Origin of the sequence: Shewanella frigidimarina NCIMB 400, from assembly GCF_000014705.1 — a bacterium.
In the GTDB taxonomy this organism is placed as follows: Bacteria; Pseudomonadota; Gammaproteobacteria; order Enterobacterales; family Shewanellaceae; genus Shewanella; species Shewanella frigidimarina.
Map to the genome: position 1 here is coordinate 2,953,760 of NC_008345.1, position 17,890 is coordinate 2,971,649.

Sequence of the window (17,890 nt, forward strand, 5' to 3'; positions counted from 1 at the left end):
AGCCTTTTTTATATTCATTTTAAGGAACAACAATGACGTTAGGTCGCATACATTCAGTGGAATCATTCGGAACCGTTGACGGTCCAGGAATTCGCTACATCGCTTTTATGCAAGGCTGTCTTATGCGCTGCCAATATTGTCATAATCGTGATACATGGGATCTAGATGGCGGCAAGGAAGTTTCTGTTGATGAAATAATGAGCCAAGTCATTTCTTATCAACCCTTTTTAGAAGCCAGCGGTGGTGGTATTACAGCCAGTGGTGGTGAAGCAATTTTACAAGCTCAATTTGTCAGCGAGTTGTTTAAAGCCTGCAAAAGCCAGGGGGTACACACCTGTTTAGACACCAACGGTTTTGTGCGTAAATACGAACCGGTGATAGATGAATTGCTCGACAATACCGACTTAGTGTTACTTGATATCAAACAAATGGACGATGCCAAGCACATCGAACTGACGAAAGTCAGCAACCATCGAACACTACAATTTGCACAATATCTTGCCACACGAAATATAAAAACCTGGATCCGTTATGTGGTTGTCGCAGGATTTACTGAAGATGTCGAATCAGCCATCGCACTCGCTGAGTTCATTAAACCGATGAGCAATGTTGAAAAAGTTGAATTACTGCCTTATCACCCGTTAGGGGAACATAAATGGCAAGCTTTTGGCGAAACGTATACTTTGGCGGATATTTCACCGCCAAGTACAGAGATTATGCAGAGAATTCAGCAAGTGTTTGTCGACCGAGGTATTAACGCTACATTTTAGTCACAAAAACGATAAACAGATGTAAATTAGCACTGACTTATACATAAGATGAATTACAATTCATCCCAGTAACTTTGGTCTAAACGTTCAAAAGCCAGTTTCAAAATGGTAGCCATATCAGAATAACAGGCTCTTGCGCCCAAAGGTTGGCAATGGATACCCATCTTAGTCAATGCAGAGGTGAGTTGGTTGCCCCAATCAAATAATGATAACGGTAACGGATGGCTCGCTCGCCAACCTAGCCATAATAAGCCTTGTAATGGCAGGCTAATAAAAAACAGCAACATAGTTAATGCTTGCGGTAAATAATCCCAGCCAAATACGTATAGCTGGCTAGACGCAACGACTAATGCCAACACAGGCATAGCAATAATCGCTAATTGAGTCGCTTTAACGACGCGGTACTCTGGGAAATAAAACCCAAGTTGCCTAACCATTGGCCAGGTCTTCATATAACGTTGACCATCGCCAAGTAATTTAACCAAATTCATGTTCAATATACGGCTACCTTTACTGCTTAGGACATGAGTATAACGATAACATAATACAGTGTCATGCCCCAAATGCACTGGCTGATTTGCATCTATACTGATTTAACTTTCAGTCGTAAATCACGGTAAGAACAACGAAGTGTGGCGTTTATGAAAGAATCATCATAAACCTTAATCAAAATGGAATTTTACTATTTTATTTAGTTTCATTGACTTAAAAGGCGTTAACATGTCAGACAAATTAGTACTCGTGCTCAACTGCGGTAGCTCATCATTAAAATTTGCCATCATTGATGCTCAATCAGGCGATGATAAAGTTTCTGGATTAGCTGAATGTTTTGGTTTAGAAGATTCGCGCATTAAGTGGAAATTTGATGGCGGCAAGAATGAAGCCAAATTAGGTGCTTTTACTGCGCATCGCGAAGCGGTAGAATTTATCGTTAATAACATCTTGGCAGAACACCCAGAACTTGCGGCACAAATTAAAGCCGTTGGTCATCGTATCGTCCATGGTGGCGAAAAGTTTACTCGCTCGGTTATTGTGACTCCTGAAGTCATTCAGGGTATTGAAGATTGTGCGTCATTAGCACCTCTGCATAATCCTGCGCATTTAATTGGTATTCGTGCCGCACTTGCCTCATTCCCAGCGTTGCCACAAGTTGCAGTATTTGACACCGCATTCCATCAAACCATGCCCGAAAAGGCATATATTTATGCCCTTCCTTACAAATTGTATCGTGAACATAGCATTCGTCGTTATGGCATGCATGGTACTAGCAATATCTATATTTGTCGTGAAGCAGCCAAAGTCTTAGGCAAAGAGACTAAAGACACCAATATTATTTGTGCTCATTTAGGCAATGGCGCATCAGTAACCGCGATTAAAGATGGTAAAAGTGTCGACACTTCAATGGGCTTAACCCCGCTTGAAGGTTTAGTCATGGGTACACGTTGCGGCGATTTAGACCCATCAATTATTTTCCATTTAGTTAAACAACTTGGCTATACCCTTGATGAAGTCAATAACCTATTGAATAAGCAAAGTGGTTTACTGGGCATTTCAGAGCTCACCAACGATTGTCGTGGTATTGAAGAAGGTTATCAAGACGGTCACAAAGGTGCCACATTAGCCTTAGATATCTTCTGCTATCGTTTAGCCAAATATATCGCCTCTTACACTGTGCCATTAGGGCGTTTAGACGCCATTATCTTTACTGGCGGTATTGGCGAAAACTCAGACCTTATTCGTGAGAAAGTGCTTAATTTATTAGCAATATTTAACTTCAAAGTCGATGATAACTTGAATAAAGCGGCTCGCTTTGGCCAGCAAGGCATCATTACTCAAGTAGGTAGCCCAATTGCTATGGTCATACCGACAAATGAAGAGTGGGTTATTGCCGAAGATGCCATTAAGCTAATCACAGCCAAATAAGCAACCTATTCGGTCTTATATTCGGTTAATTAATATGAACAATACGCACACAAGAGGTCGTTATGTCTCGTAATATTATGCTTATTCCAATCGGTATTGGAGTGGGATTAACATCACTAAGCTTAGGTATGGTTCGTGCGCTTGAACGCAAAGGCGTTAAAGTCCAATTTTTTAAACCTATTGCTCAAATTCGATCTGGTGATACTGGTCCAGAACGTTCAACCACTATTTTAAGTACTTCTCCAACCGTCAATCCGTTGGAACCTTATTCAATGGTCCATGCTGAAGCGTTAATCCGTTCAGAGCAAACTGATGTCCTACTGGAACAGATTATTGCCCGCGCAGCAGAATGCGCCAGTAATACTGAAATCCTAGTGGTTGAAGGCTTAGTACCAACACGTAGCCATCCATTTGCTGATGACATTAACTATGAAATTGCCAAAGCATTAGACGCCGATGTTATTTTCATCGCAACCCCTGGTAACGATACGCCTAATGGATTAATGAATCGATTAGAAATCGCCTTTAACTCTTGGGGTGGACAGAAAAACAAACGTTTAATTGGCGCTATCATCAATAAAATTGGTGCTCCAGTTGACAATGAAGGTCGCACTCGTCCTGATTTATCTGAAGTATTTGATGATAAAAATATGAATGCCGTTGATAGCTCGGGAATGTTCCAACTTCCGGGTAAAAGTCCGCTGCGTATATTAGGTAGTGTGCCATACAATTTAGAGCTAATTGCCCCGCGTGCATCTGATTTGGCCAAGCACTTAAATGCCAAAATCATTAATGCCGGTGAAATGCATACTCGTCGTATGCGCCGTGTAACATTTTGTGCTCGTAGCCTGCCTAACATGGTTACTCACATCAAAACAAATTCATTGTTAGTAACTTCTGGCGATCGCTCCGACGTGATAGTGTCTGCATGTTTAGCAGCGATGAACGGCGTTAAAATTGGCGCGTTGTTGCTTACTGGGGGCTACCCGCCTGAACCAGAAATAATGAAATTATGTGAACAAGCTTTTGAAACAGGCTTGCCAGTATTTTTAATTGATTCAAATACATGGCAGACCTCGCTCAATATTCAACGCTTTGATCATGAAGTGCCTGTGGATGATGCGGTGCGCGTTGAAAAAGTGCAAGAATACGTGGCCAGTCATATTGACCAAACCTGGATTGAAAGTGTTACCCAGGATTCTCCACGTGAACACCGTCTATCTCCTCCGGCATTCCGTTACAAGTTAACCGAGCTAGCCCGTGCTGCCCGTAAAACTATCGTGCTTCCTGAAGGTGAAGAGCCAAGAACCGTAAAAGCAGCATCTATCTGTGCTGAACGGGGTATTGCTCGTTGCGTGTTAATCGGTAATCGCGAAGAGATTTTACGCGTTGCATCGCAACAAGATGTTATTTTAGGTGAAGGCATCGAAATCATTGAGCCAGAAAGCGTGCGTGAAAAGTACGTTGAGCCTATGCTCGAATTACGTCGTAGCAAAGGGTTAACAGAAGTTGTTGCCCGTGAGCAACTTGAAGACAACATGGTACTTGGTACCATGATGCTGGCACAAGATGAAGTAGATGGAATTGTATCCGGTGCTATTCATACCACGGCACATACTATTCGCCCACCATTGCAGTTGATCAAAACGGCACCGGGTTCTAGCTTAGTGTCGTCGATTTTCTTCATGCTGATGCCTGATCAAGTCCTAGTGTATGGCGATTGCGCGATTAACCCAGATCCAAATCCTGAGCAGCTAGCCGATATTGCGATTCAGTCAGCTGAATCAGCTAAAGCCTTTGGTATTGAGCCTCGCGTTGCGATGATCAGTTACTCAACGGGTACTTCTGGCACCGGTTCTGATGTTGATAAAGTACGTGAAGCCACACGAATCGCGAAAGAAAAACGTCCGGACTTGATTATCGATGGTCCATTGCAATACGATGCAGCAGTCATGCCTAACGTAGCGCTCTCTAAAGCACCTGACAGCCCTGTCGCAGGTAAAGCAACCGTATTTGTGTTCCCAGATTTAAACACGGGTAACACCACATACAAGGCGGTACAGCGTAGTGCTGATTTAATCAGCATCGGTCCAATGCTTCAAGGTATGCGTAAACCGGTTAACGATTTATCACGCGGCGCATTAGTCGATGATATTGTCTACACCATTGCGTTAACGGCCATTCAAGCTGCTCAAAATAGTGCCAAATAATTTGCTCTATTTCGGCTTAACATCGATGTAGATTGGTAATGTTTTGTCACTAAAAAAGCACTGATAATAATCAGTGCTTTTTTGTATCTGTCATCTTTGTTTTTATATCGAAAGTTCTTATATATCGAGTGTTCTTGCTTATCGAGAGTTAAAACAGGTTTGCTCACTAACCCTATTATCTTTACTAAAACGGATTACGGTCTATACCCATTTGTGACACAAACAAAAACGCTACCCGTATGGGTAGCGTTAATGAACAGGGTTATGTTGCAACCAAAGCTAAAAGTTATTTCTTCGCTTTTTTCTTAGTTGATTCACTAACCCATTTACCGCCGATAAACTTAGAAGACCAACCGGTAGCTTTACCGTCAACTTCAGTAGCAACATACTGCTCTTTCGTTTTACGACTAAATTTAACCGAGGCTTTATTGCCTTCATCATCTTCGACTGGCGCATCAGCAAGATACGCATATTTAGGCCATAACAAATCACGATACTGAACTAACTCTTCCACTAACGGCGCACGTGTTTCACGCGATTTAGGGAAAGTACTGGCAGCTAAAAATATGCCCGCAGCACCATCACGAAGCACAAAGTGAGCATCCGATTTAGTACATTTCAATTCAGGTAAGAAGATAGGATCTTCTTTTGGTGGCGCCGCTTCGCCGCTTCTCAGCAACTTACGGGTGTTTTTACACTCGCTATTGGTGCAACCAAAATACTTACCAAATCTACCATTTTTAAGTTCCATATTATTGCCGCAACGATCGCACTCAATAATTGGACCTTCATAACCTTTAATCTTAAATTGTCCGGCTTCAACTTCGTAACCATCACATGACGGGTTATTACCACAAACATGCAATTTACGCGTCTCGTCAATGAGATAACTATCCATCGCCGTACCACACTTACCACAACGATGTTTAGCACGTAACGCTTCCGTTTCGCCATCTTCATTGTCGCTTACAGCTTCTTCACCTGGGGTTAAGTTAAGCGTGGTCTTACAACGTTCTTTAGGTGGTAACGCATAACCAGAACAACCTAAGAAAACCCCTGTTGAACCAGTGCGAATACCCATTGGACGGCAACAGGTTGGACACTTAATGTCGTCTGTTAATACCATCTCATTAGGGCGCATACCACCTTCATCAGGATCTAACTCGGCCAACAATAACTGCTTGGTAAAGTCGCCATAAAAACCGTCTAATACTTTTTTCCAGTCCAGCTTACCTTGAGCAACATCATCTAATGTTTGCTCCATGCTGGCGGTAAAGTCGTAGCTCATTAATTCTTTAAAACTGCCGACTAAGCGTTCGCTGACAATCTCACCCATTTTTTCAGCAAAGAAACGGCGGTTATCAACTTTAACGTAACCACGATCCTGAATGGTTGAAATAATCGTCGCATACGTTGAAGGACGACCAATACCACGCTTCTCAAGCTCTTTAACTAAAGATGCTTCGCTGTAACGCGGCGCAGGCTTGGTAAAGTGTTGTTTTGGCGACAACGTTTCAAGCACTAATTTGTCGCCTTTTGCAACGACTGGCAGTGTCTTATCTTCTTCGTTTTTCTTACTCACTTGTGGCTGAACACGAGTCCAACCATCAAAACGTAAGGTACGGCCACTGGCTTTTAATTCGTAATCACCCGCGGTTACCGTTAAACGTGTTGCATCATATTGAGCAGGTGTCATTTGACAGGACACAAATTGACGCCAGATAAGCTCATACAAGCGCTGAGCGTCTCTTTCCATATCGGTTAACGAAGCGGACTGCACAGCCACGTTTGACGGTCTAATAGCTTCATGCGCCTCTTGAGCGCCCTCTTTGCTGCCATAACGAATAGGTTCTGCCGGTAAATACTTGTCACCGAACTCGGCAGCAATCATTTCGCGTAAGTTTTCAACCGCTTCTTTACTCAAATTGGTTGAATCGGTACGCATGTACGTAATGTGACCAGCTTCATACAAACGCTGCGCCATCATCATGGTTTTCTTAACACCAAAACTAAGACGAGTACTGGCAGCTTGCTGTAACGTCGACGTAATATAAGGTGCCGAAGGTTTGCTTGAGGTTGCTTTATCTTCACGCGCAGTGACAACATACGTTGCATCACGCAACGCATCGACAGCAACTTTAGCTTGTGCTTCATTAATCGGTTCAAATGCAGCAGATTGATATTTCATCACCTGCATTTTCAAGCTAGCGGCGGTAGGTGTATTTAATTCAGCATGGATATCCCAAAACTCTTCTGGAACAAACGCTTTAATTTCACTTTCACGCTCTACAACTAAGCGAACTGCTACCGACTGAACACGCCCAGCAGATAAACCACGAGCGACTTTTTTCCATAATAATGGTGACACCATAAAGCCAACAACGCGGTCTAAAAAACGACGAGCTTGCTGGGCATTAACCATATTGGTATCAAGTACCGACGGTTTACTAAACGCATCTTGAATCGCAGTTTTAGTAATTTCGTTGAACACAACTCGCTGATACCGTGAAGGATCACCACCAATAATTTCCTGTAAATGCCAGGCAATGGCTTCCCCTTCACGGTCCAAATCCGTTGCGAGATATATTTGGTCAGCAGTTTCTGCTAACGCTTTCAATTCTTTAACAACTTTTTCTTTACCAGGCAGGATTTGATACTTGGCTGCCCAGCCTTTATCTGGGTTAACACCCATACGCGCCACAAGCGCTTGTTTGTCTCTGATTAGCTTGTATTTAGCTTTTTCTTCAGGAGATAATTTCTTAACTTCTGCTGCGGTTTTAGTCACAGTTGTACCGTCAGAAGTAGACGAAGTTGGTAAGTCACGTATATGACCTACACTCGACTTCACAATGAAGTCTTTACCAAGATATTTATTAATTGTCTTGGCTTTGGCCGGCGATTCGACAATAACTAGCGATTTACCCATAGTTTTATTTGCGCCAAAAAGTCTCGAAAAAAAGAAAATTGATTCCATATATAGAGGGTTGAGACAATAGTTTCAAGTTAATCCCTCTTTTACATGGCTAGTAAGTCATTTTTTAATCAGAATTGAATCAAAAATAAAAAATGTAAAAAATAATATGCGTTTTTTAAACGTAATTTTTCACTTAATGATACTTGCGAGCACCTTCAGTGCATTTTTAGTCATTTATAAACATTTGTACAAATTAACCACACCTTGTTAACCCTTATAGCTTCAGTATACTGGGGTTAAATTAGCGTTAACTGACATGAACAATCACGTTCCTTTTTTATAAGTAACACAAATAAGTGCAACTACAATAATAATTATTCACTAAAATTCTCAAGGATCACGAATGAAGCATTTTGAAGCTAACTTTGATGGCTTGGTTGGACCAACCCATAATTATGCCGGATTATCATTTGGTAATGTGGCCTCATTTAGTAATGCGGCCCAAACCTCAAATCCTAAAGCGGCAGCGAAACAAGGTTTGCAAAAAGCCAAGTCATTAGCAGATTTAGGTATGGTACAAGGTGTATTAGCCCCACAAGAGCGCCCAGACCTTTATACATTGCGTCGAATTGGTTTTTCTGGGTCTGACGCTGAGGTTTTACAAAAAGCCGCTCAGCAGGCTCCTGCGTTACTTAATGCTTGTTGCAGCGCATCAAGTATGTGGACAGCTAATGCGGCTACAGTTTCACCCAGTGCTGACACTCGTGACGGAAAAGTTCACTTCACCCCTGCTAATTTAGTTGATAAATTACATCGCAGTATTGAACCTGTCACCACGGGCAATATTTTGCAGGCAACATTTAACAATGATCGCTATTTTAAACATCATCAACATTTACCAGAACACGCAAGCTTTGGTGATGAAGGCGCCGCTAATCACACACGTTTATGTTCTGAATACGGTCATGCTGGCGTTGAGCTATTTGTTTATGGCCAAACAGCCACTAATCCTGACGCCCCTAAACCAACAAAATATCCAGCACGTCAAACTTTGGAAGCATCTCAAGCTGTAGCACGCTTACATCAACTTGAAGATGAAAGCTGCGTGTTTATGCAGCAAAATCCAAATGTAATTGACCAGGGTGTATTCCACAATGACGTCATTTCAGTGGGTAATAAAAATGTGCTGTTTTATCACGAACAAGCGTTTTTAGATACCGAAACAAAGTTTGATGAAATTCGTCGAAAAATGAACTCTGACATGTATTTTGTCAAAGTAACCACAGAGCAAGTATCCATTGATGATGCAGTTCGTAGTTACTTGTTTAATACACAAATTATTACTTTACCTTCTGGTGAAATGGCTATTATTGCGCCCACAAATTGCCAAGAAAACCCTGCAGTATTTGCTTACTTAAATGAACTCGTTACTTTAGGCACACCAATCAAACAAGTGCGTTATTACGATGTTAAGCAAAGTATGCAAAACGGTGGCGGTCCAGCATGTTTACGCTTACGAGTCGCGATGAACGAACAAGAAGTCGCTGCAGTTAATCAAAACACATTAATGGATGACGGTTTATTTACGCGCTTAAATACCTGGGTTGATAGACATTATCGTGATCAACTCACGGTAAGCGATCTAGCCGACCCACAATTAATTATTGAATCACGCACCGCATTAGATGAACTCACACAAATATTAAAATTAGGTAGCGTATATCTGTTCCAAAGATAGTCTGAACTGACCGAATAAATAATTGAGTAACATATTTGTAAAAGCCAACAGTATTAGCTGTTGGCTTTTTTGTTTACATTCTAAAATCGAACCAATAAAAAAGACGCTAAATGCGCCTTTTAATCAATTTAAACTAACAAGCTAGCTACCAACATCAATTATAGAATTGTTACACCAATGGATACCACTGGAGTGACTAAACCATTTGGTGATTCTACTTCTACAAGGAAGACACCAGAGTTCGGCTCATCTTCGCCTTTAATAGTTGTTGTAAACTGACGACCACCATTGTAGTTGGTACTTGGCCATGTATATTCGCTTGAACTCACCACCGAGCCCGCTGACGTGGTAAATCTTACGATCGAACCTGCTGGCATTTGTTGATTATGCAAATCTGAAATCGTAAATGTTGCAGTTGCAGAGCCTTTACCCACAATAACCATACTGCTTGCACCAGAATGAATGCCAGTGCTATCGTCAACTACAATATCAGCGGGAGCAGTAGCATACGCAGTACTTCCAGACATCACTAATGTTAAGCTTCTGCGAACAAATAATGACTTTGAATCACTTACGCCATCAGCACATGCACTGTGCACAGGGTCAGAACAAAGCACACCATTATATTTACCGTCTTTTACATCAAATATACCATTGGAGTTAAAATCGATTAACTCTTCTAATGTGCCACCAGCTTGACCACCGGTTTGTTGCGGATTAAAGAGGCCATCTTCATTATAGTCATTATATGCATCATTTAAATCAAATGACTGACCAGTCACATCTGTCCCCGTAAGAAACGTATTTGCTTCTGATGCATCAAAACGACCATTACCATTTAAATCTGGAAAAGACTCTTCACCAATTGCAGTGGCTGTAACGGTTGCACGTCCACCGTATTTTTGGCCATAGATATTTCCATAAAGATCTAAAGTGGCATCATAAGCTAATGCAGCATTAGGATTACGATACATCTGACCGGCGCCATTCAGAATTATCTGACCTTCTGGTCTTGGTAGTTGACTCGTCCACACTACAGAACATGCACCATTAAGTGTTTGACAGGCATCTTCAATAGACCCCCCCTCAGTGGTAAAAGATACCGTTGTCCCATCGGGTACAGGGTTGTTAAATGCATCAGCCATACGTGCAGTAACCGTCACTTCTGTACCGTCAACATTCCAGCCTTCTGGATTTAATATCGTTGCAGCTAATGAGAAACTATCTTGATCTGGAATACCCGTAGACACAATTAGCTGGCTAGACTGACTCGATATTGTCGGAATTGCACCATTGTCTACCGTTGCAGTCACACGTAAAGAAGTCGCTACTGTACCTGTGGTTACTACCGTTTGCACAATACCACTATTATCTGTAGTAGCTTGCAGGGGATCAATTTTAACCCCACCTACAGTAGTATTTAGTGCAAATTTAACATTTTGGTTAGCTACCACATTGCCATTTTTATCCAAAACTTTAAATTTAACTACAGATGACTCAGTGCCGCCAGTCCCTAAAATACTGATGTTCTCTGGTACTGCTGAAACAAACACAATACTGCCAACGTCAGCCTGAAGTATATTGATGGTACCTACTGCAGATAAACTGATGCCACCAGCATTGGCAGTCACATTAATTTGGTCTTCACCCACACAACCTTCAGCACGATACGTTGAGGTTGCGACACCATTACTTGACGATACTGGTGAGCTTATCACTGCTTGCGCAGGAATTTTAGTAGCACAAGTAGATGAAAAATTTACGTCCACAGGTTGTGTAAAAGCATTACCTAAATCATCTTGAATCGACACGGTTACAGTCGCTGTTCCACCCGCGGATAAATCAGTAGCACTAATAGCAGCGACACCTTCAACAAATGGTGTACCACTGCCCATCACAACGTTGGTAGCTCCGACAACAACAATAGTTGAACCGGTTTCATTGGTTGATAATGTCGCTGTTGCTTCACCGGCACCTAGCGAGCTACCTGCATAAATATCAACGGTAGCTTTACCTTGTGCATTAGTTACTGCAGTTTTAACGGGTAAATCACCGATAGGGCTTTCAAATGTAACAATAGAGGACCTAGTAATACCTGTAACTGTTGCAGTTAATTTACCTGGTGATAAAGTGCTAATCGATTGAATAGCGTTTCCAGCTGCATCAGTTAATACCAATGACACTTGAGCACCACCGCCTGCAACACCGCCATCACCCGTCATAGTGACAAATAATGCTGCACTTTCACCTGACGTGGTAGTCGCGGTTACTGTTGCTCCAGTATTAATTTCTGCGGTATTGAGTTGGATAGTAGCAACACCGCTTGAATTGGTGACAACTTCACCGGTACTTGGTGAAAATGTACCGTAATCATCATTATTAAGCGTAAATGAAACAAGCGTGCTGACAGCTGCACCCGTTGAGTCTTTCACTGTTGCAGTAATAACTGCAGGTTCAGCAACAGAAACTTGATCGTTGTCGATACTTAATGAAATAGATATGGTTGGGTCTGGTGTAGTCCCACCTCCGGTTCCATCATCGGTTATACTGCCACCGCCGCCACATGCGACGAGAAAAAAAGAACATAAAAGCGCGAAATAAACTTTATATGCTGACCTCATTGTCAGGCTCCCTGTTACATTAAAATAAACTTAAGAATTATTATAGTTACTTATACATTAACAATACGCAAACATCTTATAACTTTAGCATAACTCTACTATTTTCTTCGCTATTTATTGGCGAAAACTTTCACTTTTAGGCCATTTCCTAAGTTGTCGATTCCTGCTAGTCTTTAGCGCATTCAATAAAGACATAAAATAATATGATGAGAAGGAACACTCTGTGAGTAAACAACGCAAGCTCGGGCTCACGAGCAAAATTTTAATTGGTATGGCTGCAGGCATAATTTTAGGCCTGTTGTTAAGGAATGTGTTCCCAGACAGTCTATTCATTAAAGAATATATTACTGAAGGTTTCCTTCATGTCATCGGTACTATCTTTATTTCAAGCTTAAAAATGCTCGTTGTACCATTGGTATTCATTTCACTGGTGTGCGACACAAGCTCGTTAAGTGACCCGTCTAAATTAGGTCGCCTAGGTGGTAAAACGATTGCTTTCTATTTATTTACCACTGCAATAGCACTCACTATCGCGATTTTAGCCGCTGTACTTATCCACCCAGGAAATGCCAGCCTTGCAGGCAATGCTTTAGAATATACCGTTAAAGATGCACCAAGTTTGTCCGAGGTTCTTATTAATATAGTACCGACAAATCCGATGCAAGCCATGAGTGAAGGCAATATGCTGCAGATCATTATTTTTGCGGTAATTTTTGGATTTGCCATTTCTCATATTGGTGAACGAGGTACTCGTGTTGCCTCATTCTTTAATGATTTGAATGATGTGATCATGCGAGTGGTGACGTTAATTATGCAACTGGCACCTTATGGTGTGTTCGCATTAATGGCTAAGCTGAGTTTAACGTTGGGATTAGAAACATTTGGTAGTGTCGTCAAATACTTCTTCCTCGTGGTTGCCGTTTTATTTATCCAAGGCTTAGTGGTTTACCCGACTTTATTAAAAATGTTCTCGGGTCTCAGCCCGTTAATGTTTTTACGTAAAATCCGCGACGTACAGCTGTTTGCTTTTAGTACCGCAAGTTCTAATGCAACATTGCCGGTTACCATTGAAACGGCTGAGCACAGAATGGGCGTTGACAACAAAATAGCCTCATTCACCTTACCACTCGGTGCCACACTCAACATGGATGGCACTGCCATTATGCAGGGTGTTGCTACGGTATTTATTGCTCAAGTATTTGGTATTGAACTGAGCATCATGGATTACGCTACTGTTGTGGTAACGGCCACGCTGGCATCTATCGGTACTGCGGGTGTGCCTGGTGTAGGCCTTATTATGCTGGCAATGGTATTAAACCAAGTAGGTTTACCTGTTGAAGGTATTGCCTTGATTATTGGTGTAGACAGAATGCTAGATATGATCCGCACAGCGGTGAACGTCACTGGTGATGCGGTAGCCACAGTGATCATTGCCAAATCTGAAGGCGAATTTAATGAAGAAGTATTCAACGATTCGCAAGCAGGTAAAGCCGCCAAAAGTTTTGAAGAGCAAGTGCTTAATGCCAAAAAATAATAATTAAGCTTAACCTATATAAAAAAGCGCTAATTTAGCGCTTTTTTATTATCTTTTTGCTGCATAAATGTGCCATTATCATCAACTTACATTGAAGTAAGCTCTCATAGACATCAACAAATTGATATGAACAAATAGATATCAACAAAAATCTCACCAGCTTGAATTTATAAAAAACGGAATATATATGGACATGACTTTATTGGCTGGTTTAGCGGTTATTCACATTGTGGCATTAATGAGCCCAGGACCTGACTTTGCCATTATCGTTAAAATGGCCACACAGCAAACACGCTTAACTGCGCTTTATTGTGCCTTAGGCATTGCTGTCGCTATCTTAATTCACACCTTTTTGTCGTTGATGGGCATCAGTGTGATGATCCAACAGTCTCATGTTGCCTTTATGGCCGTGCAACTGATTGGCAGTAGCTATTTAGCATGGATGGGATATGGGGCGCTCAAATCAGCGATCACCAGTATTATCAGCAAACGCCGTAATTCAGACATGCCATCAATGCAGCAGAATGTGGCAAAAGCGGCACTGATATCATCATTAAAGGGATTTAAAATTGGACTATATACCAACCTACTGAATCCTAAAGCATTGATATTTTTTATTACTTTATTTTCTGTATTAATTACACCGCAAGTCAATTACCAAACAAAAATTGCCGCCACGGTATTATTATTTGTGTTGTCATTGGCGTGGTTTAGCTTACTCGCACTGATCCTATCAAAACCTCGAGTACAGCAAAAATTGCTCGCGGCCAATACCATTATAGATCTACTCGTTGGGGTTATTTTTATTGCCGTTGCAGTCACGATTGCTAATAATATAATTCATCAAATTATCTCTCAGTGATAAACATGATTGAATTCGAGTAAATAAAAAGATGAGTAAACTGACTATTTTGCTCAAACAGTTACCTGCTTGTGCAATGACGCTACCTTCTATCGCTCTAAACCAAGATACTTTAGCAAGCCTGTAAACGGTTGCGAGGGTAATGCAATAATCGTCGCGCTAAATAATCCACCACCACATTCAAACCCGCAGTGAACACCAGCAGCAATAATGCCCCACTAAAACGAATTTCAGAAAAATTACTGTCGACATAAAAGCCTAATGTCATTACCCCAAGCATGCCCAAGATGGCCGTTTCACGGATAATCACTTCAAATCGATAAAACAACAGTCCCATAAAATGAGGGTATATAGCTGGCAGCACCAAATAACTGTACTGATCAATCCGCGGTCGATACGTCAGCGGCACGCTAACACTGTCGGCTTGACGTGACATTAAAAAGACCATCAGGCCACTATTGTGCAGCGCTAACGCGATAATCGCTGGCAACATCGATGGCCCTAATAGCATCATAAACACAAAAGCCAATAAATACTCAGGCAATGAACGTAATATTAAATTCACCGCCCTCATGATTAAAATAACCACTTTTGGCATCATCAAACGAGTATTAAAAGGCAATAATACCAGCGTTAGCACATGGGTTAATCCCAAGGCACAAAAAGCCAGAACTAAGGTCGCGACCATCCCGGGAAACACTTGCTGGCTGATTAATGTATAACTCCAGTTAACGATCTGCGACAGTTTATCTGTGTCAAACCAGCTCAAAAATGGTTGTCCTTGAAGCATAGGCGGTAAAACATCGACACTGACAAAGCGCCAAATGAGTTGTGAATCGATAACAGGAATGGGGGGTAAGAAGTACACTGCAAGCGGTAAATACAGCCAAAGCATTATCGGTTTAGCCCAAAAACGTATACTACCAATTAACAACACAAATAAGATTAATAGTGCACCACCTTGCTGATAATGCCCCTGACGAAAAGCGGATTCTAAATAAAACCCTAATGTTGGCATACCAATAAAGCCTAACACTGCACTGCTTCGAAGCGCGCACTCAAAACGGTAACGAATATAATCGACAATCTGCGGATACATGTGCATCCATCGACCATATATAAATGCAGACAGTTTATCGGTGCCTTTAGGCAGTGAAAATAAGGTATGCATTGGTGCCTGCTGTAAAATATCTGCAAACACACGAGCAAAAGTAGCAGCATAAGGAAGCGCTATTGCTAAAATACCGGTAATGGCTGAAAGACCAAATATCTGTAAGAATATCAATGCCCAAAATATCTCATGTATAGCACGGATAAATGCACACATTGCCGCAACCAAAGGATGTTGATACCACAATGCGAGTGGAAAACCCAATAGCAACCCAATCGTAATCCCAAGCAATGCAAAACTAATGGTTTGCCACAGCGCATCAAGTAAATACTCTGTCGCGAAAAAGTCAGGATGCACGAAGCCTTGCCACATGCGGCCAAGCTCAGACCAAGGATCGAGTGCTATCACCTCGGTATCGGCAAAAAACCAACACACGGAGACCATAAGTAAAAGCAACAGAGTGATTTTCTGCCAATGCCCTACAAAATAGTAACGACTGTAAGCAATCATTTTAGGCATTATAAAAACGGGGATAGAATGAAGATAAATAGTTTAGCAGCATCGACATATTCATATTTATGCCACTGCATGCTTTGGTGAATCAGCTAAAGCATAATGCTGTGATAAATGAGCCAGAGATAATTGGCCCGCTTTGTCATCTAGTACTACTTTGCCATCACTAATGACAATAATACGATCAAAGTTTGCTAACGCTAGCTCGGCATCATGTAGCACACAAATAACACTCTGATGCGTTTGCTTAATCAAGTTTAGTAATCGTAAGCCCATTAGCGGATCTAATGCAGAAAAGGGCTCGTCGCCCATAAACACTGATTGCTGTTGAAATAACGCTCTGGCCAATGCCACACGTTGACGCTGACCACCGGACAATTCACTGACTTTCTGTTGCAAAGGCACGGTGAGTTCTAGTTGCTGGCAAATAGCGGCAATTTGTTGTTGCGGCTTATTAAATGGCAACAACAAATTAGCTAAATTATACCAACGGGAATAACGCGCTAACCCACCAATAAACACATTGTGATATATCGACAGGTTATCAACTAACCCTTGTGCTTGAGAGCACAAGCAGGTTTGTTCGGCCAATTGTTGATATAGGTGATGCAACAGCGTAGTTTTACCCACGCCTGAAGGGCCTAAAATAGCCACATGCTCATTTTCCTTAAATGACAAATTCACTTTAGGTAAAATAATTTGCTGGTTATAACCTAAATCAACATCAACCAACGACAACATTAATCGAGCATTCCAATTGTTTTTGCCACGCGCTCAATCGGTTCATAATCGCTATTTTTGGCAGGTACAAACGACTCACGCGGAAAACTGGCTAACAAATCTTTATCCGTCATACCAATTAACGTTTTAGTCAGCTTTTCTTTAAAGCCTGCACCAAATTTTTCATCAACACCAGAATGTACAGTCCATTGATAATCTGGGTAAGTAGGGCTTTCCCAAATCACTTTCACTTTACTGGTATCAACGTCACCGTTTTCAACTGCTGTATCCCATACTTTATAGTTAACTGCGCCGACTTGATAAACACCTGCTTCAATTTGGCTAATAGTACGGCTATGGTCACCAGAAAAACCAATGCGTTTAAAAATTTTTTCAATTGGCTTACCGGTATTTTTTTCAATAAAATACTGTGGCATTAAACGCCCTGAAGTTGAGTCTTTAGAACCAAAGGTAAAGGTATAATCGTTCAATAATGGGAAATTAGTTGAAGCAGCCATTTCAGTAGATTTATGAGCAATCAAATAACTCTTGAAAAACTGATCTTCAAAACCTTGGGCAATAGCATCAGAACCGGGCACTAAACGACGCGCTTGCACACCAGATAAACCACCAAACCAAGCAAGTTGTACTTGGTTATTACGAAATGCTGTTACCGCTGCAGAATATGACTTTACCGGAATATATTTTACTTCCACGCCCAGCTGCTCGGTTAAATAATCAGCCACTTTATCAAAGCGAGTCCGAAGCTGACTTTCATCTTCATCAGGGATAGCCGTAAAGGTAAACGTTGCACTTAATGCAACTGTCGAAAATAAACTTAAAAAGCTAGCCGATAATAAATGTGTTAGTTTCATCTCAATCTTAAAAGTTAGTCGGTCAATGACGCTATTCTAACTTACCTGATACTTGATTACATCGACTAAGCCCTTTCAGGGCAAAAATGTTAGCAAAAT

The 17,890-nt window shown here is 41.5% G+C and carries 12 protein-coding genes; 6 read left to right on the top strand and 6 right to left on the bottom strand.

The annotated features are described in order from the left end of the window. The first annotated feature begins 32 nt into the window (after positions 1 to 32). Positions 33 to 770: a pyruvate formate lyase 1-activating protein gene (pflA, locus tag SFRI_RS12705; protein WP_011637928.1), complete on the top strand. Its 738-nt coding sequence runs from the start codon at positions 33 to 35 to the stop codon at positions 768 to 770. Between the two features lie 53 nt (positions 771 to 823). On the opposite strand, the gene yfbV is transcribed toward pflA, so the two are convergent. Beyond that, positions 824 to 1,261, bottom strand: a complete 438-nt coding sequence (gene yfbV, locus SFRI_RS12710) for a terminus macrodomain insulation protein YfbV (RefSeq protein WP_011637929.1) — start codon at positions 1,259 to 1,261, stop codon at positions 824 to 826. A 229-nt stretch (positions 1,262 to 1,490) separates the two neighbouring features. Here yfbV and ackA point away from each other — a divergent pair, with 229 nt between their 5' ends. Both ackA and pta read left to right on the top strand, forming a co-directional pair. Next, a complete protein-coding gene (ackA, locus tag SFRI_RS12715) occupies positions 1,491 to 2,693 on the top strand; it encodes an acetate kinase (protein WP_011637930.1) in 1,203 nt (400 codons plus the stop codon). Between the two features lie 62 nt (positions 2,694 to 2,755). Beyond that, positions 2,756 to 4,903, top strand: a complete 2,148-nt coding sequence (gene pta / locus SFRI_RS12720; RefSeq protein WP_011637931.1) for a phosphate acetyltransferase — start codon at positions 2,756 to 2,758, stop codon at positions 4,901 to 4,903. A gap of 286 nt (positions 4,904 to 5,189) precedes the next feature. Here the strand turns inward: pta and topA are convergent, their stop codons facing one another. Continuing rightward, entirely contained in the window at positions 5,190 to 7,829 is a 2,640-nt protein-coding gene (gene topA, locus SFRI_RS12725) for a type I DNA topoisomerase (RefSeq protein ID WP_041413613.1), read from the bottom strand. A gap of 391 nt (positions 7,830 to 8,220) precedes the next feature. Here topA and astB point away from each other — a divergent pair, with 391 nt between their 5' ends. Then, entirely contained in the window at positions 8,221 to 9,555 is a 1,335-nt protein-coding gene (gene astB, locus SFRI_RS12730; protein ID WP_011637933.1) for an N-succinylarginine dihydrolase, read from the top strand. Between the two features lie 158 nt (positions 9,556 to 9,713). Here astB and SFRI_RS12735 read toward each other — a convergent pair whose 3' ends face one another. After that, entirely contained in the window at positions 9,714 to 12,176 is a 2,463-nt protein-coding gene (locus SFRI_RS12735; protein ID WP_011637934.1) for a hypothetical protein, read from the bottom strand. A gap of 223 nt (positions 12,177 to 12,399) precedes the next feature. Here SFRI_RS12735 and SFRI_RS12740 point away from each other — a divergent pair, with 223 nt between their 5' ends. Next, the gene (locus tag SFRI_RS12740) at positions 12,400 to 13,710 is read left to right on the top strand and encodes a dicarboxylate/amino acid:cation symporter (protein ID WP_011637935.1); all 1,311 of its coding nucleotides are present in this window, start codon (positions 12,400 to 12,402) and stop codon (positions 13,708 to 13,710) included. Between the two features lie 187 nt (positions 13,711 to 13,897). Then, positions 13,898 to 14,572, top strand: coding sequence for a LysE family translocator (locus SFRI_RS12745; protein ID WP_011637936.1), 675 nt, complete (start codon positions 13,898 to 13,900; stop codon positions 14,570 to 14,572). Between the two features lie 112 nt (positions 14,573 to 14,684). Here the strand turns inward: SFRI_RS12745 and SFRI_RS12750 are convergent, their stop codons facing one another. Genes SFRI_RS12750 through SFRI_RS12760 form a run of 3 tightly spaced genes read right to left on the bottom strand, consistent with a single transcriptional unit; the run spans position 14,685 to position 17,791 of the window. After that, the gene (locus tag SFRI_RS12750; protein WP_011637937.1) at positions 14,685 to 16,202 is read right to left on the bottom strand and encodes a PhnE/PtxC family ABC transporter permease; all 1,518 of its coding nucleotides are present in this window, start codon (positions 16,200 to 16,202) and stop codon (positions 14,685 to 14,687) included. A gap of 57 nt (positions 16,203 to 16,259) precedes the next feature. Continuing rightward, positions 16,260 to 16,937 (bottom strand): ATP-binding cassette domain-containing protein, encoded by a 678-nt coding sequence (locus tag SFRI_RS12755; protein WP_011637938.1) that lies wholly within the window; start codon positions 16,935 to 16,937, stop codon positions 16,260 to 16,262. Beyond that, positions 16,937 to 17,791 carry a putative selenate ABC transporter substrate-binding protein gene (locus SFRI_RS12760; RefSeq protein ID WP_011637939.1) on the bottom strand — a complete coding sequence of 285 codons (855 nt, stop codon included), beginning with the start codon at positions 17,789 to 17,791 and terminating at the stop codon, positions 16,937 to 16,939. Before SFRI_RS12760 ends, SFRI_RS12755 begins: the two co-directional genes overlap by 1 nt. Positions 17,792 to 17,890: the final 99 nt, after the last annotated feature.